Annotated in this window: 15 protein-coding genes and 1 pseudogene; 6 read left to right on the forward strand and 10 right to left on the reverse strand. The window is 34.1% G+C overall.

Annotated features, from left to right (window positions below; genetic code table 11):
- The first annotated feature begins 20 nt into the window (after nucleotides 1-20).
- The 5 genes and pseudogenes from RMR09_RS11090 (at nucleotide 21) to RMR09_RS11110 (ending at nucleotide 7,542) form a co-directional block, all read left to right on the forward strand.
- Nucleotides 21-1,076 carry an efflux RND transporter periplasmic adaptor subunit gene (locus RMR09_RS11090; RefSeq protein WP_310595868.1) on the forward strand — a complete coding sequence of 352 codons (1,056 nt, stop codon included), beginning with the start codon at nucleotides 21-23 and terminating at the stop codon, nucleotides 1,074-1,076.
- Nucleotides 1,077-1,111: 35 nt separating this feature from the next.
- Nucleotides 1,112-4,206 (forward strand): annotated as a pseudogene (locus tag RMR09_RS11095) (efflux RND transporter permease subunit).
- Between the two features lie 2 nt (nucleotides 4,207-4,208).
- The gene (locus tag RMR09_RS11100) at nucleotides 4,209-5,519 is read left to right on the forward strand and encodes a TolC family protein (protein ID WP_310595869.1); all 1,311 of its coding nucleotides are present in this window, start codon (nucleotides 4,209-4,211) and stop codon (nucleotides 5,517-5,519) included.
- A 24-nt stretch (nucleotides 5,520-5,543) separates the two neighbouring features.
- Nucleotides 5,544-6,554, forward strand: a complete 1,011-nt coding sequence (locus RMR09_RS11105; protein ID WP_310595870.1) for a proline iminopeptidase-family hydrolase — start codon at nucleotides 5,544-5,546, stop codon at nucleotides 6,552-6,554.
- Between the two features lie 58 nt (nucleotides 6,555-6,612).
- On the forward strand, nucleotides 6,613-7,542 hold the full coding sequence (locus RMR09_RS11110; protein WP_310595871.1) for an AraC family transcriptional regulator: 930 nt from the start codon (nucleotides 6,613-6,615) through the stop codon (nucleotides 7,540-7,542).
- Here the strand turns inward: RMR09_RS11110 and RMR09_RS11115 are convergent.
- Complete coding sequence (locus RMR09_RS11115; protein ID WP_310595872.1) at nucleotides 7,532-7,903, reverse strand: DUF779 domain-containing protein; 372 nt, start codon at nucleotides 7,901-7,903, stop codon at nucleotides 7,532-7,534. The two genes, RMR09_RS11110 and RMR09_RS11115, sit on opposite strands and share 11 nt — an antisense overlap.
- A gap of 72 nt (nucleotides 7,904-7,975) precedes the next feature.
- Entirely contained in the window at nucleotides 7,976-9,481 is a 1,506-nt protein-coding gene (locus tag RMR09_RS11120) for an aldehyde dehydrogenase family protein (protein ID WP_310595873.1), read from the reverse strand.
- 265 nt (nucleotides 9,482-9,746) lie between these two features.
- Between RMR09_RS11120 and pheT the strand changes: the two genes are divergently transcribed.
- Nucleotides 9,747-12,167 (forward strand): phenylalanine--tRNA ligase subunit beta, encoded by a 2,421-nt coding sequence (gene pheT, locus RMR09_RS11125; protein ID WP_310595874.1) that lies wholly within the window; start codon nucleotides 9,747-9,749, stop codon nucleotides 12,165-12,167.
- A 71-nt stretch (nucleotides 12,168-12,238) separates the two neighbouring features.
- Here pheT and RMR09_RS11130 read toward each other — a convergent pair whose 3' ends face one another.
- From RMR09_RS11130 to glgB, 8 genes are all read right to left on the reverse strand, one after another.
- Entirely contained in the window at nucleotides 12,239-12,700 is a 462-nt protein-coding gene (locus RMR09_RS11130; RefSeq protein ID WP_310595875.1) for a DUF5362 family protein, read from the reverse strand.
- Between the two features lie 105 nt (nucleotides 12,701-12,805).
- Nucleotides 12,806-14,581 carry a 30S ribosomal protein S1 gene (rpsA, locus tag RMR09_RS11135; protein ID WP_310595876.1) on the reverse strand — a complete coding sequence of 592 codons (1,776 nt, stop codon included), beginning with the start codon at nucleotides 14,579-14,581 and terminating at the stop codon, nucleotides 12,806-12,808.
- A gap of 307 nt (nucleotides 14,582-14,888) precedes the next feature.
- Nucleotides 14,889-16,214, reverse strand: coding sequence for a nucleoside permease (locus RMR09_RS11140; protein WP_310595877.1), 1,326 nt, complete (start codon nucleotides 16,212-16,214; stop codon nucleotides 14,889-14,891).
- Nucleotides 16,215-16,280: 66 nt separating this feature from the next.
- The gene (cmk, locus tag RMR09_RS11145) at nucleotides 16,281-16,976 is read right to left on the reverse strand and encodes a (d)CMP kinase (protein ID WP_310595878.1); all 696 of its coding nucleotides are present in this window, start codon (nucleotides 16,974-16,976) and stop codon (nucleotides 16,281-16,283) included.
- Nucleotides 16,977-17,131: 155 nt separating this feature from the next.
- Complete coding sequence (gene lon, locus RMR09_RS11150; protein ID WP_310595879.1) at nucleotides 17,132-19,585, reverse strand: endopeptidase La; 2,454 nt, start codon at nucleotides 19,583-19,585, stop codon at nucleotides 17,132-17,134.
- A 142-nt stretch (nucleotides 19,586-19,727) separates the two neighbouring features.
- Nucleotides 19,728-21,053, reverse strand: a complete 1,326-nt coding sequence (locus tag RMR09_RS11155; protein WP_310595880.1) for an MFS transporter — start codon at nucleotides 21,051-21,053, stop codon at nucleotides 19,728-19,730.
- A 148-nt stretch (nucleotides 21,054-21,201) separates the two neighbouring features.
- Nucleotides 21,202-22,017, reverse strand: a complete 816-nt coding sequence (locus tag RMR09_RS11160; protein ID WP_310595881.1) for a M48 family metallopeptidase — start codon at nucleotides 22,015-22,017, stop codon at nucleotides 21,202-21,204.
- An 86-nt stretch (nucleotides 22,018-22,103) separates the two neighbouring features.
- Nucleotides 22,104-24,011 carry a 1,4-alpha-glucan branching protein GlgB gene (gene glgB / locus RMR09_RS11165; RefSeq protein WP_310595882.1) on the reverse strand — a complete coding sequence of 636 codons (1,908 nt, stop codon included), beginning with the start codon at nucleotides 24,009-24,011 and terminating at the stop codon, nucleotides 22,104-22,106.
- Nucleotides 24,012-24,021 lie beyond the last annotated feature (10 nt).

Genomic DNA, 24,021 nt, shown 5'->3' on the forward strand with positions numbered 1-24,021 from the left:
TAATAGATTTATCAATAATTATGAAAATAAAAACTCTAGTTTACTCCTTACTAATTATAGGATTAGTAGGCCTAATTGGTTACCGAATTACAAAAAACAGCGACGCTAAAGGTCCAAAAGACAAGGAAAAAGACAAACAACCCATTACAGTAAGTGGAACAGTCGTTCGTTTACAAACATTTGATAATAATTTAGCACTTTCAGGTTCGATTGAAGCGAATGAACAAGTGGAGATTCGTTCTGAAGTTTCGGGAATTGTTAAAAATATTTATTTCCAAGAAGGTAGCAATGTTGCCAAAGGACAAGTACTATTCAAAGTCAATGATATTGAATTAAAAGCCCAATTAGCACAAGCCAAAACAAAAGAAAGCTTAGCTTCTGAAAACGAAAGAAGAGCCAAACTATTATTACAAAAAGAAGCTATCAGCCAAGAAGAATACGATGTGGCTAGAGCCGATTTCAAATCAGCACAAGCACAAAGTCAATTGATTCAAGCACAAATTGAAAAGACATCGGTGAGAGCACCATTTTCTGGAAAGATTGGATTGCGTTCCATTTCGCCAGGAACCTACGTTACTCCTACCCTTTTGGTTGCTAAATTAGTCAACATTGGTCAACTTAAAATCACTTTTTCTATTCCTGAAAAATACGCTTCTCAAGTAAAAAAGAACGCTACTATTTCTTTCAAGGTAACAGGTTCTAATGAGTCGTATTCTGCAAAAATCTATGCCATTGAACCCGAAGTTGAAATTGCTACTCGAACTTTAAAAGTTCGTGCCTTAGCAGACAACATCCATGGGAAATTATTACCAGGAACTTTTGCTAACGTTCAATTGCCTTTAGACATTATCAAAGATGCCGTGGTAATTCCAACGGAGGCAATTATTCCTGTTCAAGAGGGTAAAAAAGTATTTATTGCCAATAAAGGAATGGCGAAAGAAGTGATGGTAGAAACTGCTACACGAACCGATGCTTCTATCTTAGTGCTTGAAGGTTTAAAAGCTGGAGATACTGTATTGACTTCAGGCGTAATGTCATTAAAAGACGAAGCACCTATTGTAGTAAAAATAAAATAAGGATTTAATACTAACTCTTCATTAAAAAATCAGAAATGAGTTTATCCACCTTAAGCATAAAAAGACCTGTATTTACTATTGTTATCAACCTAACCATAATTTTGTTTGGACTGATAGGATACAGTTTTTTAGGAGTTCGAGAATTTCCTTCTATAGATCCTGCTCAAGTTTCTATTCGTACTAATTATACGGGAGCCAATTCCGATATTATTGAGTCGCAAATTACCGAACCTTTAGAAAAAGCCATCAATTCTATTGACGGAATTCGTAACGTGACTTCTTCAAGTATTCAAGGAAGTAGTAATATTACTGTTGAATTTAACTTGAACAAAGATTTAGAAGAAGCGGCGAATGATGTGCGTGACAAAGTTTCTCAAGCAACACGTAGTTTGCCACAAGATATTGATGCACCACCTGTCGTTTCTAAAGCAGATGCCAATAGTGATGCTATCATTTCAATGACCATTCAAAGTGATACCAGAAATGAATTGGAATTAAGTGATTTTGCCGAAAATGTTATTGGACAACGTTTGGAAACCATTCCAGGTGTCAGCGGTATCCAAATTTGGGGTCAAAAGCGTTACGCTATGCGTTTGTGGATTGATCCTGTAAAATTAGCGTCTTATGGCTGTACCGTTTCCGAAGTTCGATCTGCATTAAGCAAACAAAACGTAGAATTACCTTCAGGTAAAATTACAGGAGCTAATACCGAATTGACCGTTAGAACGATTGGTAATCTGTCAAAAGCAGAAGAATTTAATAATATTATCATTCGTTCAGAAGGCGAAAAATTGTTCGTTTTAGTGACATTGGTAGAGCTGAGATTGGACCTGAAAATGTTGAAACTAAAATGATGCAATCAGGCGTTCCATTAGTGGGTGTGGCAATTGTACCACGTCCTGGTGCTAATTATTTAGATATTGCTACTGCATTTTATAAAGAATACCAACGATTTAAAAAGGACTTACCGAAAGATATTCACTTAAACATTGTTATTGACAACACTATTTTTGTTAAACAATCAGTAATAGAAGTTGCGGAAACATTAGGGATTTCTATTCTATTGGTAGTGTTAATTATCTATTTATTTTTCAGAGATTGGGCTATTGCATTTCGACCTTTAATTGATATTCCAGTATCTTTAATTGCTACGTTTTTTATCATGTGGCTCTTTGGATTCTCTATTAATGTATTGACTTTATTGGCTATTGTTTTAGCAACAGGTTTAGTGGTAGATGATGGAATTGTAGTGACTGAGAATATCTTCAAAAAAGTGGAAGAAGGCATGTCACCAATCGAAGCAGCCATCAAGGGATCTAACGAAATCTTCTTTGCAGTCATTTCGATTTCTATCACCTTAGCCGCAGTATTCTTACCTGTAATATTTTTAGAAGGATTTGTGGGTCGATTATTTCGAGAGTTTGGAGTGGTAATTGGTGCTGCCGTGTTAGTTTCGGCTTTTGTTTCATTGACGCTTACACCAATGTTGAATGCCTATTTGATGAAAGGCGGCAAACAAGAAAAGTCTAAATTTTATAATCTGACTGAACCTTACTTCCAACAATTGAATAGTGGTTATGCTAATGCATTGGAACGTTTCATGAAAAAGAAATGGTTGAGTTTTCCTATTTTGATTGTTTGTTTTGGATTGATTTATTTATTTTTCAATCTATTGAAAAAGGAAACAGCTCCCTATGATGATCGTAGTGGAATGATGATGAGTATCACCATGCCAGAAGGAGCTTCGTATGATTACACCGATCGTTTCATGCAGGAAATTTCGAGATTGATTGACGATTCGATTCCAGAAAAAAAAGTGTCTTTAGTAATCACTTCTCCTGGATTTGGAGCTTCTACGGTGAACAGTGGTAGAGTACGAATTTCTTTGGTACAACCTGAAGAAAGAAAGTTAAAACAAAAAGAAATCGCTGAGAAGTTAACCAAATGGACTAACAATTATTCGGAGGCAAAAACGGCAGTTTTAGAGCAACCGACCATTGCTGTAAACCGACGTGGAGGCTTACCTATTCAGTATATTATTCAAGCACCGAATTTTGAAAAATTAAGAGAAAAAATTCCATTGTTTATGGAAGAAGCAGCCAAAAATGAAACTTTTTCGACTACAGATGTTAACTTAAAGTTCAACAAGCCCGAAATTAATGTGACTATCGATAGAGAAAAAGCAGAAAGTTTAGGGATTTCTGTAATCGATGTAGCACAGACCTTACAATTGTCTTTAAGTGGACAACGTTTTGGATACTTCATTCGTAATGGAAAACAATACCAAGTAATTGGTCAATTCAAAAAAAATGACCGAGCAAAACCTTTGGATTTGACTTCCATGTATGTTAAAAACAATAAAGGTGAGTTGATTCAAATGGACAATGTAATCAAAATTGAAGAACAAAGTAACCCACCGCAATTGTATCATAATAATCGATATATGTCGGCTACAGTTTCGGCAGGATTGGCTCCAGGAAAAAGTATCAGTGACGGAATCGATGCCATGAACGAAATCAAAGCCAAAGTCTTAGACGATAGTTTTACTACTGATTTAGGCGGAGAATCGAGAGATTTTGTAGAAAGTAGTTCCAACACTTCTTTTGCATTTGGATTAGCATTAGTATTGATATTCTTAATTCTTGCGGCACAATTTGAAAGTTTTGTTGACCCAATGATTATCATTTTAACAGTGCCAATGGCTGTTGCAGGAGCTTTATTCTCGTTATGGTTGTTCAATCAAACTTGGAATATTTTTAGCCAAATTGGAACCGTAATGTTAATTGGTTTAGTAACTAAAAACGGAATTTTGATTGTGGAATTTGCCAATCAATTGCGTGAACAAGGAAAACCAAAATTAGAGGCTATTTTAGAAGCATCAGAAGCGCGTCTCCGACCAATTTTAATGACTAGTTTAGCTATTGCTTTAGGAGCTTTGCCAATTGCTTTGTCTCTGGGAGCAGCTTCTAATAGTAGAATTGGAATGGGGGTAGTTATTGTCGGCGGAACTGTTTTCTCTTTAATTTTAACGTTATTCGTTATTCCAGCTTTGTATTTAATGTGGTCCAAAGCCCGCAAACATTATCCTGAATTTGATCATATTAACGAATATGAACAAGAAAGTAAATAAATATGAAACACTATAAATTCATCATAATAAGTTGTATTGTATTGGGTTTTAGCAATGCTAAAGCACAAAAAGTAATGACACTTGAAAATGCAGTAAAAACAGCATTGGAGAACAATTACGAAATAAAAATAGCTTCGAACAATTCTCTTATTAGCAAAACAAATGTAGCTATTGGTAATGCAGGAATGTTACCTACTCTAGCCGCTTCAGTAACTGCCAATAATCGTGTTCAAAACAGCTCGCAGACTTTACAAAGTGGGGTTGTGAATTCGTTAGACAATGCTAAAAATAACAGTTTGAATTATGGGGTTAATTTAGATTGGACGGTATTTGACGGATTCAAAATGTTTGCCAAATTAGACCAATTAAAAGAATTACAAAAATTAGGCGAAGCCCAGTTAAAACAAACCATTTTAACCAAAATTAGTGCTGTAACAAATACTTATTTTGATTTGGTTCAACAACAGCAACAGCTGAAAGCTTTGGATTCAACCATTGTGATTTCCAATCAACGTTTAGCATTAGCTCAAAACCGTTTTGTTATTGGGAAAGCATCTAAATTAGAAGTTTTAAATGCTCAAGTCGATTTAAATACTGATAAAGTAACCCTACTAAAGCAGAAAGAATTGTATGCCAATACAAAGATTCTATTCAATCAAATTTTAGCAAGGGATACCAAAACGGATTTCGAAGTAATTGATACTATTACAGTAGATTCAGGACTACTACTTCCTGAATTAACCGCTTTGGCAGAAAAACAAAATCCCCAATTAGAAGCACAAATTATAGCACAAAGAGTTGCTGAACTTCAGTTGAAACAAGTGAGAGCTAATCGTTATCCTAGCTTAAAATTGAACACCGGGTATAATTTTGCTGATACACAGGCTAGTTTAGGGTTTGCTACTGCAACATCGGCACGTGGATTCAACTATGGTTTTAGTGCTGCTGTAAATGTGTTTGATGGATTTTCTCAGCACCGCAATGAAAAAATTGCGCAACTCCAAATCGACAATTCAAAGCTCACTATTGAGCAACAAAATTTAGCCTTACAATCACAATTAGCGACTTCATTTCAAACTTATTTAACCAATATGGAATTAATCAGTTTAGAAGAAAAAAATGAAGCTATTGCTAAACAGAATTTAGCAATTACATTAGATAAATTTAAAATAGGAACAATTACTACCTTAGAATTTAGAACTGCACAATTGAATTATGTGAATGCAAAAGTGCGCAACAGTAATGCACAGTTTCAAGCTAAATTATCTGAAATTGCTCTAAAAGAATTGGCAGGAACAATTAATTTAAATTAATAACACAACCTATAAACGAATACTATGAAAATTACAATTAAAGTTTTATTTATTTTAATGGTTTCTTTTTTAGCGTCTTGCCAAAAAGGAACTACAGAAAATTCATCTGTATATTTTGAAAAAACAAAGGATAGTATTCAAAATGGTGGTGTAAAAGTAATTCCAATTACTACTTCAAAAGGCACTTTCAACGTTTGGACAAAGCGAATAGGTAACAATCCGAAGATAAAACTACTGCTTCTTAATGGTGGTCCTGGGGCTACGCATGAATATTTTGAATGTTTTGAAAACTTCTTGCCTGCCGAAGGAATTGAAATAATTTATTACGACCAATTGGGTTGTGGTAATTCAGATAATCCTAATGATGTAGCGCTTTGGGATTTGGGTCGCTATGTTGAGGAAGTGGAACAAGTTAGAAAAGCCTTGAATTTAGATTCATCCAATTTTTATATGTTAGGTCATTCTTGGGGTGGAATTTTAGCTATGGAATATGCCTTAAAATACCAACACAATATGAAAGGCCTAATTATATCCAATATGATGTCTAGCTGTCCTGAATATGGAAAATACGCCGATGAAGTATTAGCCAAACAAATGGATCCGAAAGTGTTAGCTGAAATTAACCAAATTGAAGCGGACAAAGATTTCTCTAATCCAAGATATATGGAATTATTGGTTCCTAATTTTTATGAAAAACACATTCTTCGATTCCCTTCAAAAGATTGGCCAGAACCAGTTAATCGTTCTATGGGTAAATTAAACCAATCGTTGTATGTAACCATGCAAGGTCCGAGTGAGTTTGGTATTTCAGGAAAATTAGAAAAATGGGATAGAAAAGCCGATTTAAAAAACATCACTATCCCTACTCTAGTTATTGGAGCTAAATACGATACGATGGATCCTAAACACATGGAAGAGATGTCAAAATTAGTTCAAAACGGAACGTATTTATTTTGTCCAAAAGGAAGTCACATGGATTTTTATGATGATCAAAAAGTGTATTTTGGAGGATTAATTCCTTTTCTAAAAAAATAATACAATTGAATGAGCAAAAGAAATATTTAGTATCTTTAGATTATTAAATAATTTCAAGTTGTCTAAAACCTTATTACATACTCCTGCCCTAACCCATGAGAAATCACTAAAAACTTTAGTGGAAAATAGGACTGTGTATTCCTTAAATAATTGTGAGCTGAATCTTTTTGAAACCTACGAAGCGTCACAATTAGTCCCTTTGAAATTTAATGATTTGGTCGTGACTAGTATGTTGAGAGGGAAAAAAGTGATGCACCTTTTTGACGAACCAGGATTTGATTATTTACCGGGAGAAACTGTTGTAATTCCTTCAAATGTAGCAATGAAAATTGATTTTCCAGAAGCTACTACTAATAATCCAACACAATGCTTAGCTTTGGCTATAGACCAAACTAAAATTACTGAAATGCTACATTTTTTGAACGAGCGTTATCCTAAAGAAGGAAATACTCAGTTTTGGCAATTGAATTATCAAAACTATTTTTTTTATAATAATGTAGAACTAGCTACCACCATCAATAAATTAGTAAAAGAGTGCATGAGTACTTCGATTACAAAAGACGTTTTAGCCGACTTAACACTACAAGAATTACTCATTCGAATCATACAAACTCAAACAGCAAAGGCTATTGAAGAAGGCTCATTTAAAGATCCTAACAATCCTATTACTGAAGTGGTGGATTTTATTCGAAAGAATTTAAGAGAAAATATGACTTTGAAACGATTGAGTGAAAAGTCGTGTATGAGTACTACTTCGTTTTATCGCTTATTTAAAAGGGAATTAGGTATGAGTCCGATTGATTTTGTGTTGCACGAGAAAATACGTGCAGCTAAAAAATTATTAAAAAATCCAACTATTCAAATTAACGAAGTCTGCTATTTGTCTGGTTTTGAAGATGCTAATTATTTTACCCGTTTGTTCAAAAAACAAGAAGGAATTACTCCAAAACAATACCAATTATTGCACGTAAATACTATTATTCAATAACGGTTACAGGTTCTAACAGTTTTTCCTCTTCGGGAGTAAATAATCGATATTTAATTATAAAGGTTTTCTTCATTGGAGTTTCTAAAGAAAAACCACCTGCACCAAAACCATCAATTACATCCAAAGTAAAATGAGCGTGTTTCCAATATTCGAATAAATCTTTATCTACCCAAAACTCCGCATTTTCAACAGTACCAATACACACATCCCCCATTCGTTGGTAAAAACCTCCTTTTTCAAAACATTGGGGTTGGGTTCCTTCGCAACAACCTCCTGCTTGGTAAAACATCAAATCTCCGTGTTGCTCTTGCAATACATGAATTAATTCTATGGCTTTTTTTGTAGCAGCAATACGTTTCATAGCTTTTTATTTAAAATAAAACCTGACAAATTAAATCTGTCAGGCTTAAAGTTACTTAATAATCAGTTTTTATTAAAAGAAACCTAATTTATTTTTGTCATACGAAATCAACATATTTTTAGTTTGACGATAATGTCCTAACATCATTTTGTGATTTTCACGACCAATTCCTGATTGTTTGTAGCCTCCAAAAGGAGCTCCAGCTGGATAAGCGTGGTATTGGTTTACCCAAACACGCCCTGCTTGAATGGCTCTTGGAACTTGGTACAATTCGTGTGCATCACGCGTCCAAACCCCTGCTCCTAAACCATACATAGTATCATTTGCAATTTCGATCGCTTCTTCAGTAGTTTTAAAAGTAGTTACTGCCAATACAGGTCCAAAAATTTCTTCTTGAAAAATACGCATTTTGTTGTGTCCTTTAAAAATAGTTGGTTTAATATAGTATCCTCCATCTAAATCACCTCCTAATTTATTTTCTTCACCACCAATTAAGACCTCTGCCCCTTCTTCTTTTCCTAATTTAATATAGGATAAAATTTTCTCTTTTTGAACAATTGACGCTTGAGCTCCCATCATCGCTGTTTTATCCAAAGGACTCACTAGTTTTATAGCAGCTGTTCTCTCAATTACTTTGGCAATAAATTTATCATAGATTGATTCATGTACCAATAATCGTGATGGACAGGTACAAATTTCGCCTTGGTTTAAAGCAAACATTACAGCACCTTCGACTGCTTTGTCAAAAAAGGCATCGTCGGCATCTGCAACCGATGGGAAGAAAATATTTGGTGATTTACCTCCCAATTCTAATGTTACAGGAATAATGTTTTCAGTAGCATATTGCATTACCAAACGTCCTGTTGCTGTAGAACCAGTAAAGGCTGCTTTAGATACTTTTTTATTAGTAACCAATGCTCTTCCTAATTCGGCTCCAAATCCATTAACAATATTCACTACTCCTGGAGGAAGAATATCGCCAATTAATTCCATTAATACCATAATAGAAATTGGTGTACTTTCTGCAGGTTTTAATACTACCGTATTTCCTGCTGCTAAAGCAGGTGCTAATTTCCAAACCGCCATTAAAATAGGGAAATTCCAAGGAATAATTTGGGCAATAACACCTAATGGTTCACTCAAAGCGATAGAAACCGTTTGAGAATCTAATTCGGCAATCGAACTCTCTTCTGCACGAATTACTCCTGCAAAATATCTAAAGTGGTCAATCGCTAATGGAATATCTGCTGCTAAAGTCTCACGAATTGCCTTCCCATTATCAATGGTTTCAACTGTTGCAATATATTCAAGGTTATCTTCCATAACTTGAGCTATTTTATTTAATAAAATACTGCGTTCTGTTGCAGAAGTTTTCCCCCAAGTTTGAAATGCTTTATGTGCTGTATCAACAGCTAAATCTAAATCTTCTTTGCTAGAGTGAGCGGCTTGTGTAAAAACTTTTCCGTCAATTGGTGAAACTACATCAAAATACTTCCCTCCTGCTGGAGTTATAAATTTTCCTCCAATGTAATTGTCATACTTTGCCTTAAATTCAGGTCTTTGTGCTAGGTTACTCATAATTATAATTTTTTAGGTTACCCAAATTTAAATTGAATATCTAGTCACTAATAGCACAATTATTCCAATTGATAGCATTAAAATTTCAAATATGTAATTTTTACCGAATAATACTTTACTATTCCTAATTAATTTTTAGTTTAATTATAGGATTTATAACTTCTATTTTAAAATTATGTCTTATTATTAGTGTTGAAAAATCAAAAAAATTGTTTCCAACTCCAATCAGCAATCCTTATATTTGCAAACCTGAAAATTATTCAAAATGAAAATATCATACAACTGGTTAAAACAGTTCATCAAAATAGATTGGCAATCAGAAGAAACTGCCGCTTTACTAACTGATTTAGGTTTAGAAGTGGAAGTGGTTGAAAAATACCAATCCGTAAAAGGAGGATTAGAAGGAATTGTCGTTGGACACGTTTTGACTTGTATCCCTCACCCTGATGCAGATAGATTAAAAATAACTACTGTAGATTTAGGCAATGGAATCCCAGTTCAAATTGTATGTGGTGCTAGTAATGTAGCCGCAGGACAAAAAGTGCCTGTTGCCACAATAGGAACTGTTTTATATGATAAAGAAGGGGAATCTTTTACCATAAAAAAAGGTAAAATCCGCGGACAAGAAAGTCACGGAATGATATGTGCTGAAGACGAAATTGGTCTTGGTACTAGTCATGACGGAATTATGGTTTTAGACCAATCATTACAACCTGGAACACCAGCTGCCACTGTTTTCAAAATCGAAAATGATGAAGTATTCGAAATTGGATTAACTCCCAATCGTGCCGATGCTATGAGTCACTTAGGAACAGCTCGTGATTTAAGAGCCGGAATGCTTCAAAGTGGTGCTAATGTAGAATTAATAACACCTTCGGTTAGTAAATTTAGAGTAGACAAGCGTACTTTAAAAATTGATATCGACGTAAAAGACAGCAAATTAGTTCCTAGATATTGCGGAGTAACTATTTCAGGAATTAGCATTAAACCATCACCTGCTTGGTTACAAAATCGTTTAAAAGCCATTGGATTAAATCCAAAAAACAATATTGTGGATGTTACTAACTATGTTTTACATGAATTAGGGCAACCACTTCACGCTTTTGATGCGGCAAAAATTAGCGGTAAAGTAATTGTAAAAACAGTACCTGCTGGAACTAAATTCACTACGCTAGATGATGTAGAAAGAAGTTTACACGAAGAGGATATCATGATTTGCGACGAAAAAGGGCCATTGTGTATTGCAGGTGTTTTTGGAGGAAAAGAATCGGGTGTTTCAGAAAGTACCAATTCCATTTTCTTAGAAAGTGCTTATTTCAATCCGGTGAGTGTTCGTAAAACAGCGAAAAGACATCAATTGAATACTGATGCTTCATTCCGTTTTGAAAGAGGAATCGATCCTTCTATTACTGAATATGCTTTGAAACGTGCAGCATTATTAATTCAAGAAGTAGCTGGAGGAGAAATTACATCGGATGTAATTGATGTATATCCAAAAAAAGTAGAAGATTTTAGTGTCTTCTTAAACTTCAATAAAGTGACTAAAATTATCGGGCAAGAAATTTCAAAAGATATCATTAAAAAGATATTAGTTTCTTTAGATATTAAGGTAAATAGTGTTTCTGACTCTGGGTTAGGATTAACTATTCCGGCATACCGAGTAGATGTTCAAAGAGAAATTGATGTTATTGAAGAAATTTTAAGAGTTTACGGATACAATAATATCAAGTTTTCTAACAAGGTAAATGCTACGGTTTCTAATTCGCCAAGAACTGAAGATTATAAAATGCAGAATGTAGTTGCTACTCAATTGAATTCACAAGGATTTCATGAAATGATGGCCAACTCTTTAACAACTGCTAATTACATTCAACTTTCAGAAATGCTGAAAGAAGAACATAATGTAACTATGTTAAATCCATTAAGTAGCGATTTAGCAACTATGCGTCAGTCATTATTATTTTCTGGTTTAGAAGCAATTTCATATAACATCAATAGAAAGAGTACCGATTTGAAATTATTTGAATTTGGTAAAACCTATCACAACTACCCTTCTGGATACGAAGAGAAGAAACATTTGACACTTTTCATAACTGGGAATCGAAATCAAGAAACTTGGACTTCTGCTCAAAAACCAACTGATTTCTTTTTATTTAAAGGATATGTAAATGCAATTTTGGAACGATTAGGTATTCAAAAAACACAAAACCAACCCTTATCTACTGACATTTTTGCAGAAGGAATAGCGATCAGTTTAGGAAAAGAGACCGTTGTAGAATTAGGTGTAGTAAAAAAATCTATTTTAAAACACTTCGGAATCAAACAAGAAGTATTTTTTGCAGATTTTAATTGGGCAGTAATTTTGAAATTAGTTTCGAATAAAATCAAGTATACCGAAATTCCTAAATATCCTGAAGTTCGCAGAGACTTAGCATTGTTAATTGATCAAGCAGTTACTTACGAAAGTATCTATACAATCGCTAGACAAACTGAAAAATCATTATTAAAAAATATTGATTTGTTTGACGTATACGAGGGTCAAAACTTACCAGAAGGTAAGAAGTCTTATGCATTAAGTTTTAGCATTCAAGACAGCTCAAAAACCTTAACCGATGAGCAAATTGATAAAATCATGAATAAACTACAGAAGAATTTTGAAACAGAACTAGGTGCTGTTTTGAGATAATTTCAATTTTAGCAAAAATAAAACCCCTAAATCTAAATTAGATTTAGGGGTTTCTTTTTACGTACTATTTTTTACATTGCACTCATAATTCCACCAATGATACCAAATACGAATATAAGTGAATAAAGTATAGTAATTACTAAGGTAAAAACACCAATAAATTTATAATGCGACTTCAAATACTCAAAAGAAGCATTTAATTGTTCATTATTATCAGTAGCAAATGCTGCTTTTGCTTTTGAAGCAAATTGATACAAGTAATACACAGGAAAGAAATACATCACTGCAAATACCAAATAGATTGTTGTAACAAATCCACCTCCAAGTGCTCCCATTGTTGCTAAACCTCCACCTAAAGAACCCAATTTTGCAAAAAGCGTTCCCATAAATAGCGCTAGTAAAACGAGCAATGCGATTCCAATAAATCCCATGATTGATAAAAAATACGCCCATTTGGCTGTTTCCTTTAAAAATGATTTTGAGTTTTCAGTCAAGTACATTTTTGTTTCTTCTGTTGTTTGAATTTCTTCCATTGTAAATAAGATTTGGTTAATTCAATAAAAATATAAAAAAAATCTATAGCAATAAAAAAAGCCTCACATTTCTGTGAGGCTTTTGTATTTAAGAAAAACTAAGAATTATTTTTTCTCTGTTTTTTCCATTTTAGCTTTCAATGCTGCTAATACATCATTGTTATCTCCTAAAGTTGCAGCTGGTGCATTAGTAGAAGCAGATGAAGTATTTTCAGAAACAGCTTTCACATTTTTCTCTTCTTCTTCACGGAAGATAGCAGTGTGAGAAGCAACTACTCTTTTGAATTCTTTGTTAAATTCAATTACTTTGAAATCAGCAGATTCTCCTTTTTTCAATTTCTTACCGTCTTCTTTTTCTAAGTGACGAGTAGGAATGAAAGCAACGATATCATCACCAAATTCTACAGTAGCTCCTTTGTCAACGATTTCAGCAATTTCACCTGTATGGATAGTTCCTACAGCGAAAGAATCTTCGTATTGATCCCAAGGATTAGCAGTAGTTTGTTTGTGACCTAAAGATAATTTACGTCCTTCAACATCTAATTCTAATACTACTACGTCTAATTTTTCACCAACATTTACAAATTCAGATGGGTGTTTGATTTTCTTAGTCCAAGAAAGGTCAGAGATATAAATTAATCCATCAATTCCTTCTTCTAATTCTACGAAAATACCAAAGTTTGTAAAGTTTCTAACGATACCTGTATGTTTAGAACCTACTGGGTATTTAGAAGTAATGTCAGTCCATGGATCTTGAGTCAATTGTTTGATACCTAAAGACATCTTACGATCGTCTCTATCTAAAGTTAAGATAACTCCTTCAACGATATCACCCACTTTTACGAAATCTTGAGCAGAACGTAAGTGAGTTGACCAAGACATTTCAGAAACGTGGATTAAACCTTCAACACCTTCAGCAACTTCGATAAATGCACCGTAATCAGCGATTACAACTACTTTACCTTTTACTTTATCACCAACAGCTAAGTTAGCATCTAAAGCATCCCAAGGGTGAGCGTTTAATTGTTTCAATCCTAATTGAATTCTTGTTTTCTCATCATCGAAATCAAGGATTACAACATTTAATTTTTGATCTAATTCAAGAACTTCACTTGGGTGATTGATTCTTGACCAAGAAAGGTCTGTAATGTGGATTAATCCATCAACACCACCTAAGTCAATAAACACACCATAAGAAGTAATGTTTTTAACAACACCTTCTAATACTTGTCCTTTTTGTAATTGACCAATGATTTCTTTTTTCTGAACCTCAATATCAGCTTCGATAAGCGCTTTATGAGATACAACAACATTTTTGAATTCGTGGTTAATTTTAACTACTTTGAATTCCATGTTTTTGTTTACGTAAACATCGTAATCACGGATTGGTTTCACATCAATTTGAGAACCTGGTAAGAATGCTTCGATTCCGAAAACGTCAACGATCATACCACCTTTAGTTCTACATTTAACAAAACCAGTAACGATTTCACCTGTTTCGTTTGCAGCGATAACTCTATCCCAAGATTTGATAGTACGCGCTTTTCTATGTGATAATACTAATTGACCTGTTTTATCCTCACGGATGTCAATTAATACTTCTACTTTGTCACCTACTTTTAAGTTTGGATTGTAACGGAATTCGTTTAATGAAATAACACCTTCCGATTTTGCATTGATATCAACGATAACGTCTCTATCTGTAATTCTAACAACTACACCTTCTACTACTTCTTCTTGATCTGTAGCGATGAAAGTTTTTGAAACTAGTGCTTCGAATTCTTGTAAGTTTTTCTCATCTACTGCATCAATTCCTTCTTGGAAGTTATGCCAGTTAAAATTTGCTAAAAACTCTTCTTGTGATTTTAATTGTTCAGACATGCTGATTAAAAATTTGTATTCTGTATTTTCTCGGATTTCTTGATGTGAAAGAAAACAACAGAAGTTGTTTGTATAATGAATTGATACCTAGAGGAAATCCTTATCCACCAAAAGGTGCGCAAAGGTAATACATCTTTATTAATTTGTCAAATTTATTTCGACATATAATTCACTATTAATTCTTTGATTATCAATAGTAATGATTCAAGTAAAGTACCCTATTCCATTTTACCCAACTCATCTTGAATGTTGAGCATAAAAAAACCAAGAACATGTCTTGGTTTTATATTGAATTTAAATCGATGTATTAATGCTTAACCTGTTCTAATTCTGCTGGATTATGTTTGTGCTTAAAGAATATAGCGAAAGCTATACCAATGATCAAAGCATAAGTAGAAAAAGCAATCCAGATGTTATGCCAATCTTTAATTCCGTTTTGAGTGTAATAATTATCGATCACCAATCCACTTACATAACTTCCTAAAAAAGCTCCTACTCCATTAGTCATCATCATAAACAATCCTTGTGCAGAGGAACGAATTGAAGAATCTGTTGTAGTTTCAACAAATAACGAACCTGAAATATTGAAAAAATCAAATGCCATTCCGTATACAATACAAGATAATATAATCATCCATAGTCCTTCGGCTGGATCTCCAAAGGCAAACAATCCAAAACGCAACACCCAAGCAATCATTGAAAACAACATCACCTGTTTAATTCCAAAGCGTTTCAAGAAAAATGGAATAGCTAAAATAAATACAGTTTCAGAAATTTGAGAAATCGACATAATAATAGTAGAAGAACTCACGACTATTGAATCTTTGTATTCTGGAAAATTTTTAAAATCATTTAAAAAGGCATCTCCATACATATTAGTCAATTGTAAGGCTGCTCCCAAGAACATTGAAAACAATAGAAATAATGCCATTTTTGAATTGGAAAACAATTTAAACGCATTTAATCCTAATTGTTCTGTAAACGAAGCTTCTTTTGAAATCAATCGTTGTGGTGGACATTGTGGCAAAGTGAAAGAATAAACTCCTAATACTATAGCGAAAAATGCTGCAAAATAAAATTGATTCGCCGTAACTGGACTATTCAATAAAGTGGCTATTCCATTTCCTACACTCAAACCAAAATCATGAATAAAACTAGGCGGGTTTGGCGAACTAAAAATATTAGTTAACCACATTGCCGCAATAAAACCAACCGTTCCCCAAACACGAATAGGTGGGAAAACTTTTACCACATCATATTTGTTATTTTTTAAGATGGTATATGCAATTGAATTTGACAATGATATAGTAGGCATATAACAAATCATAGCCCCAAAAATCACATAATACAATACATTAGGATCATTAACTTTTGGCACATAAATTAATATGATTCCGTACAAAATATGTAAAATCCCGTATAATTTTTCGGCATTCAGCCATTTGTCCGCAATAATTCCAGTTATAGCAGGCATAAACAAAGAAGAAAGCCCTAGAGTAGAAAAAATAGCTCCAAACTCAGCACCTGTCCAACCTTTAGCATTAAAACAATAGGTTCCAATTGTGATTAACCAAGCTCCCCAAACAAAGAACTGTAAAAAGCTCATGACCGTCAATCTAAATTTTATACTCATAACTGATTTATGTATTTGTAGTAAATAGTTTGTAAATCTAACATTAAAAAAGAAATACGCAAAAAATTAATTCGCTTTAACAATAGCATTCACCAAATCTAAAACAGCTTCAAACTGTTCTTCTCTGGTAAGATGGGAATTGTCGATTTCAACTGCGTCATCCGCCATTACCAAAGGAGAGTCCTCACGATGGGTATCAATATAATCCCGCTCTTCTACATTTTTCAAAACTTCTTCATAGGTAACCGAATCCCCTTTTTGCTGTAATTCATCAAATCGTCTTTGAGCCCGAGTAGCAGCACTCGCAGTCATAAAAATCTTTAATTCAGCATCTGGAAAAACCACCGTGCCAATATCACGACCATCCATAACAATCGCTTTATTCTTTCCCATTTCTTGCTGTTGTTCTACTAATTTAGAACGCACTTCCGAAATTTCAGCTACCTTACTTACAAAACCAGACACTTCAATAGTACGTATTTCTTTTTCTACATTTTGTCCGTTCAAGTACATCTCAGCAAAACCTAAATCAGAATTAAATTTAAATTCTAAAATTATGTTTTTCAAACTATTAATTAATCCTATTTTATCTAATGAATTAACTGATATGAAATCATTTTGCATTGCAAATAATGCTACTGCACGATACATCGCTCCGGTGTCTACATAGATATAACCCAAGTGTTTTGCGAGCTGCTTTGCCAAAGTACTTTTGCCTGTGGAAGAAAATCCGTCTATGGCTATGGTGATTTTTTTAGTCAATTTTTATAGTATTTAGTGCTGAATAAAATACAATTTTACTCCATATTTGAATTGCGAAGATAAAATTATAAATACAATAAACGAAAAATTCCAAGCCCCAAAACCGAAAAAAATCAGTCTGGGATTTGGAATTAAATTTCTGAGTAAAATTAGTTTTACACTAACTTCTTAGCATTTTTTACTTTTTGGTCTGTGATAGCAATGGCTAATACTTCGCTCATTTCTTTTACATAATGAAAAGTCAGCCCTTCTAGATATTCTGGTTTTATTTCGTCAATATCACTTTTGTTTTCCTGACACAAAATAATCTCCTTAATATTTGCTCTTTTCGCAGCTAATATTTTTTCTTTGATTCCGCCAACAGGCAATACTTTACCTCTCAATGTAATTTCACCTGTCATAGCTAAATTTTTCTTTACTCTTTTTTGCGTAAATAAAGAAACCAAAGAAGTTAGCATTGCAATTCCTGCACTAGGACCATCTTTTGGCGTTGCTCCTTCTGGAACGTGTAAATGAATATTGTACTTATTTAATATTTCAGAATTAAGCCCCATAACCCCTGAATTAGCTTTGATGTACTCTAAGGCAATCGTAGCCGATTCTTTCATTACCGTTCCTAAATTACCCGTAATAGTCATAGTACCTTTTCCCGGAGAAAGTAATGATTCTATAAATAAAATATCACCTCCTACACTTGTCCATGCTAATCCGGTCACCACTCCTGCTACATCGTTACTTTCGTATTTGTCTCTTTCTAATCTTGGTACACCTAAAACTTTCACAATATCTTCGTCGGTTACTTTTTTATTGTACTCCTCTTCCATTGCTACAGATTTTGCAGCATTTCGAATGACTTGTGCCAATTTATTTTCCAAACCACGAACCCCTGATTCACGAGTATACCCTTCTACGATTTTTTCCAATTGTTTTTTACCAATAGTCAGCTCTTTAGAAGTCAATCCGTGTTCTTTCAATTGTCTTGGAAATAAGTGTTGACGTGCAATTTCTACTTTTTCTTCGATAGTATAGCCCGACATTTGAATCACTTCCATTCTGTCGCGCAATGCGGGTTGAATAGTAGCCATATTATTAGAAGTCGCAATAAACATCACTTTAGATAAATCATAACCCATTTCAAGGAAGTTATCATAAAACGAATTGTTTTGTTCTGGATCTAGTACTTCTAACAAAGCAGACGAAGGATCGCCATTATGACTATTTGACAACTTATCGATTTCGTCTAAAACAAAAACCGGATTAGAGGTTCCTGCTTTTTTCAAACTTTGAATAATTCGTCCTGGCAGAGCACCAATATACGTTTTTCTATGCCCTCTAATTTCAGCCTCATCACGTAATCCCCCTAAAGAAATTCGAACATATTTTCTGCCTAATGCTTCGGCAATAGAGCGCCCAATCGATGTTTTACCCACACCTGGAGGTCCTGTCAAACAAATGATGGGTGATTTCATATCATTTCGCAATTTTAAAACTGCTAAATGCTCAATCATTCTTTTCTTTACTTCTTCTAGACCAAAATGATCTCGGTCTAATATTTTTTGTGCGCGTTTTAAATCAAAATTATCTTCTGAAAATTCATTCCAAGGTAAATCCAAAAACAAATCCAAATAATTCCTTTGGATACTAAAATCAGGCGCTTGTGGATTCATTCTACGCAATTTTGACAATTCTTTTTCGAAGTGTTTTTGCGTAGTTTCGTCCCATTTTTTAGTTTTAGCGCGCTGACTCATTTCATCAAATTCTTCTTCATGCGAAACACCTCCCAATTCTTCTTGAATGGTTTTCATTTGTTGATGAAGAAAATATTCGCGTTGCTGTTGATCTAAATCAAAACGGACTTTAGATTGAATATCATTTTTCAATTCTAATTTTTGCAACTCTACGTTCATAAAACGCAAGGTTTCTAAAGCACGATCTTTTAAGTTATTAATTTTCAACAAATCTTGTTTCTCTTTGACCGAAAGGTTCATGTTAGACGAAACAAAATTCACCAAGAACGATTTACTTTCAATATTTTTAATTGCAAAAGTTGCTTCACTTGGTAAATTCGGGCTTTCTTGAATGATTTTAACGGCTAACTCTTTCAACGAATCAATAATAGCATTGAACTCCGTATCATTCTTTTTGGGACGTTTTTCAGGAACTTCTTTTACGGTAGCGGTAATGTAAGGTTCTTCTGAAACTACTTCTGCAATTTCAAAACGTTTTTTTCCTTGTAGAATCACAGTAATATTACCATCGGGCATTTTTAGCACACGTAAAATTCGAGCTACAGTACCAATAGTATGAATATCAGATTTAGTAGGATCTTCGTCTTCTTCGTTTTTTTGTGCTACAACCCCAATATTTTTACCTGAAGCATTAGCATCATTAATTAATTTAATGGATTTATCACGCCCCGCAGTAATAGGGATCACAACACCTGGAAACAACACCATATTGCGCAATGGCAAAATAGGTAGCATTTCAGGTAATTCTTCATTGTTCATTTCCTCCTCGTCTTCAGGAGTCAATAATGGAATTAATTCAGCATCTGAATCAAATTCTTGAAGTGACAGATTGTCAATAGTAAGTATTTTATGATTTGACATAAAGTATAATAAGTCGTTTTGTCATTAATTTTTAAAATTCAATTGGTCTAGACTATACAGAATGTATTTCATTAGACCGAAGCATAATAAGTCAATCTTTGTGCCAAAATAAAAAAATGAAGTACTATTAAAGACTTGTATCCTATTCTAATTCGGTGGTTTTAGGAACACGACGTAATAAAACAAGTCCGATAACAAAGAATACTCCCAAAAACACAATAGCAAATCTTGGACTGCCTGTAATCTGGTCTATAATTCCATACACACACATTCCAATAACAATTCCAATTTTTTCGGCTACGTCGTAAAAACTAAAAAAAGAAGCTGTGTCTTCAGATTGTGGCAACAACTTAGAATAGGTAGAACGAGACAACGCTTGAATTCCTCCCATTACTAAACCTACTAAGCCCGCCATAACATAAAAATGAATTGGCAATGTAATGAAATAGGCCAGCGCACATAATACAATCCAGAAGCCATTAATTACTACTAAAGTGGGGATATTACCATATCTAGCAGATGCTTTTGAAGTAAAGGTGGCTCCCACAATAGCCACTAATTGTATCAATAAAATACAAATAATTAATCCAGTCGTACTCTCACTTTGAGATGACCATTGAATTTCCTGTGCTCCAAAATAAGTAGCGATCAACATCACAGTCTGAACTGCCATACTATACACAAAAAAACTAGCTAAATATCTTTTGAGAGCTTTATTTTCTGCCAACAAATGCCATACTTTTTGCAACTCTTTGTAACCATTAAAAATAATGTTTTGTTTAATCTTACTTGCCACGAATTTATTCCCTTTAGGCAAATAGTAATACGTATATTGACTAAAAACAATCCACCAAATCCCTACCATGACAAAAGAATACCGCATAGCTTTCATAGCTGCCTCCCCTTTAGTACCTGAAATTCCAAATACATCTGGAATCATAATCATAGCCAAATTAACCACAAGAAGAATCACACTTCCGATATAACCATACGAAAATCCTTTTGCACTAATCGCATCTTGTTGCTCAGCAAAAGCAATATCAGGTAAATAGGAATTATAAAAAACCCAACTACCCCAAAAACCCACTAATCCTAAAAAATAAAAAACTAAACTGAGATAAATATTTTCAAGGCTAAACCAATACAGTCCAACACAAGAAAGCGCACCCAAATAGCAGAAAAATTTCATGAAGGATTTTTTATTTCCCACATAATCCGAAATTCCAGAAAGTATCGGAGAAATAAAAGCAACTACTAAAAACGCAAATGCAGTGACAAAACTAATTAAGGCTGAATTTTTAAGCGAGAATCCAAAAACAGTAATGTAATGGCTTCGTTCTGAAAATAATGCTTCGTAGAAAATAGGAAAAACAGCTGAAGATATAACTAATGAATATACTGAATTAGCCCAATCATAAAATGCCCAAGCATTTAATAACTTCTTATCCCCTTTTAGTAAATCTGCCATAATTCTTTTGGTTTAGGGGACTAATTTATTTATTTTTTAATTAGTATCACAAAAACCAGAACAAATTCGGGTTTTAAATCGTATTTGATAAAAAAAACAGGCTATTTTCTGTTAAAAAATAGCCTGTTTTTAAATTCAACTTATTTTATTATTTAGCAATTATTCCAACTTTAGCTGCAATTGTTTTCGCTTCAGGAATTAAAGCTTTTAAATCTGCAATTCGAGTGGCATCAGAAGGGTGTGTGCTCAAAAACTCTGGCTGCGATTTTCCCGATGATTTGGCTGCCATTCTTTCCCAGAATACAACGGATTCCTCTACATTATAACCTGCAATTGCCATCAAAGCCAAACCTATTTTATCGGCTTCACTTTCATGACTTCGACTAAAGGGCAACATCACCCCTACTTGAGAGCCTATACCATAATATTTCTGCCACATTTCTTGTTTATCGGCACTTTCTTTTCCTGTGGCCAGCGCTACCCCAACAGCGCCTATTTGTTGCAATTGAGCCGCACTCATACGTTGTGCTCCATGATTAGCCAAAGCATGAGAAACTTCGTGCCCCATTACCGTTGCAAGTCCTGCTTCATTTAGTGTAACAGGCAATATTCCTGAATACACTACAATTTTACCACCTGGCAAACACCAAGCATTTACTTCTTTACTTTCTACTAATTTGTACTCCCAAGCGTAATCTTTTAAATATTGGGTTTGTCCCAAATAATTCAAATATTTCTCAGCGGCTAATTTAATTCTGACACCTACTTTCTCTACTAATTTTGCTTCGGCTGTACCCGTAATTACTTTATTCTCCTTTAGAAATGTACCATATTGCTGGAAAGATGATGGAAATAATTCAGAATTAGAAACAAAGTTAAGCGTTGATTTTCCTGTTAATGGGTTAGTTGCACAAGAAAATAATAATCCGAAGGCGGATAATCCAAGTAAAAAGTATTTTTTCATTCGATTTAGATTTAAGAGTTACAAAATTACATTTTTAAAACATCTTTTAAAATCTAAATCGAATAAAAACAAAATATACAGCTAAACTACGAAACTCTAAATACCATTACAGCTAATGGCGCTAAATCCAATGCTACAGAATAATCTCGTCCATCATAAGGCGAATTTTCTATCGTTAATTTACCTAGATTCGCTACACCACTTCCTCCGTAAATTTCGGCATCACTATTGAAAATTTCTACTAATTTCCCTTTTTGAGGTAAGCCAATTCTATAATTTTTACGGACTACTGGAGTGAAATTGCACACTACGATTACATCTTCTTTTGAATTATTCCCTTTACGAATGTAAGCCATTACTGCATTATGATGATCTGAATAATTAATCCACTCAAATCCTTCTGGACTAAATTGTTTTTCGTGTAATGCGGGTTGCGATTTATACAGATCATTCAATCCTGAAATTAACTTTTTAACCCCCACGTGCAATGGGTATTCTAGTAAATGCCAATCCAAACTTTGTTCAAAATTCCATTCGCTACTTTGTCCAAACTCAGCTCCCATAAACAATAATTTTGTTCCAGGATGCGTAAACATATAACCGTACAATAATCTCAAGTTGGCAAATTTCTGCCATTCATCACCAGGCATTCTTCCTGCAATCGAACTCTTGCCATACACCACTTCATCATGAGAAAGTGGCAACATAAAATTCTCAGAGAACGCATAGGTCATGGAAAATGTCAAATCATTTTGATGGTATTTTCTGTGAATTGGGTCTTTTTTGAAGTACTGCAACGTATCATGCATCCAACCCATCATCCATTTCATTCCAAAACCTAAACCTCCTACAAATGTGGGTCTAGAAACCATTGGAAACGAGGTGCTTTCTTCAGCAATAGTTTGAACTCCTTCATAATTAGCATAAACGGCTTCATTAAAATCTTTTAAGAAACTGATGGTATCTAGATTTTCTCTTCCTCCAAAAATATTAGGCTCCCACTCCCCGTCTTTTCTAGAATAGTCTAAATACAACATAGAAGCAACTGCATCTACTCGAAGACCGTCAACGTGATAATGTTGCAGCCAAAATAATGCATTACTAATTAAAAAGGAACGCACTTCATTTCGTCCATAATTAAATACTAAACTTTTCCAATCCGGATGGTACCCTTTACGCCTGTCAGGATGTTCGAAAAGATTAGAACCATCAAAGAAACCTAATCCATGTGCATCATCAGGAAAGTGAGAAGGAACCCAATCCAAAATCACTCCAATTCCTGCTTGGTGTAATTTGTCAACCAAAACCATAAATTCTTGTGGCGTACCAAAACGAGAAGTTGGTGCAAAATAACCAACTAATTGGTATCCCCAAGAAGGGTCATACGGATATTCCATAACAGGCATAAACTCTACATGAGTAAACCCAGTTTCTTTTACATATTGAACTAATTCGTCTGCGAATTCTAAATACGTCAAAAAACGATTCTCTGAACCATGACGCCTCCAAGACCCCAAATGCACCTCGTAAACCGAATACGGCTTATCTAAATCGTTGTGCTCTTTACGAGTTTTCATCCATTTTGAATCCTTCCATTTGTAATCTAAATCCCAGATTACAGAGGCAGTATGAGGTGGTTTTTCACAATAAAAAGCAAATGGATCTGCTTTTTCAGTAATAATTCCACCATTATCTGATTGTATTTTATATTTATAAGACGTTCCTTTTTGAACTCCAGGAATGAAACCTTCCCAAATTCCAGAAGAATCCCAACGCACTTGTAATTGATGCTCTCCTTGAATCCAATAGTTAAAATCCCCAACAACCGATACTGATCGTGCTGATGGCGCCCAAACTGCAAAATAAACACCCGAAACTCCATCTACTACTATAGGATGTGCTCCTAATTTTTCATACAGTCTGAAATGTTTTCCTGCCTTAAATAAATCGATGTCAAAATCGGTAAAAAGGGAATATCCTTGTACTTTGTTCATTGTAAGTTTG

The organism is Flavobacterium sp. (assembly GCF_031537875.1).
In the GTDB taxonomy this organism is placed as follows: Bacteria; Bacteroidota; Bacteroidia; order Flavobacteriales; family Flavobacteriaceae; genus Flavobacterium.

Bases quoted from the DNA above. Each gene is read 5' to 3' on its own strand.
- RMR09_RS11090 (WP_310595868.1), top strand. From the start codon at position 21: ATGAAAATAAAAACTCTAGTTTACTCCTTACTAATTATAGGATTAGTA.
- RMR09_RS11100 (WP_310595869.1), top strand. From the start codon at position 4,209: ATGAAACACTATAAATTCATCATAATAAGTTGTATTGTATTGGGTTTT.
- RMR09_RS11105 (WP_310595870.1), top strand. From the start codon at position 5,544: ATGAAAATTACAATTAAAGTTTTATTTATTTTAATGGTTTCTTTTTTA.
- RMR09_RS11115 (WP_310595872.1), bottom strand. From the start codon at position 7,903: ATGAAACGTATTGCTGCTACAAAAAAAGCCATAGAATTAATTCATGTA.
- RMR09_RS11120 (WP_310595873.1), bottom strand. From the start codon at position 9,481: ATGAGTAACCTAGCACAAAGACCTGAATTTAAGGCAAAGTATGACAAT.
- pheT (WP_310595874.1), top strand. From the start codon at position 9,747: ATGAAAATATCATACAACTGGTTAAAACAGTTCATCAAAATAGATTGG.
- RMR09_RS11130 (WP_310595875.1), bottom strand. From the start codon at position 12,700: ATGGAAGAAATTCAAACAACAGAAGAAACAAAAATGTACTTGACTGAA.
- rpsA (WP_310595876.1), bottom strand. From the start codon at position 14,581: ATGTCTGAACAATTAAAATCACAAGAAGAGTTTTTAGCAAATTTTAAC.
- RMR09_RS11140 (WP_310595877.1), bottom strand. From the start codon at position 16,214: ATGAGTATAAAATTTAGATTGACGGTCATGAGCTTTTTACAGTTCTTT.
- lon (WP_310595879.1), bottom strand. From the start codon at position 19,585: ATGTCAAATCATAAAATACTTACTATTGACAATCTGTCACTTCAAGAA.
- RMR09_RS11155 (WP_310595880.1), bottom strand. From the start codon at position 21,053: ATGGCAGATTTACTAAAAGGGGATAAGAAGTTATTAAATGCTTGGGCA.
- RMR09_RS11160 (WP_310595881.1), bottom strand. From the start codon at position 22,017: ATGAAAAAATACTTTTTACTTGGATTATCCGCCTTCGGATTATTATTT.
- glgB (WP_310595882.1), bottom strand. From the start codon at position 24,011: ATGAACAAAGTACAAGGATATTCCCTTTTTACCGATTTTGACATCGAT.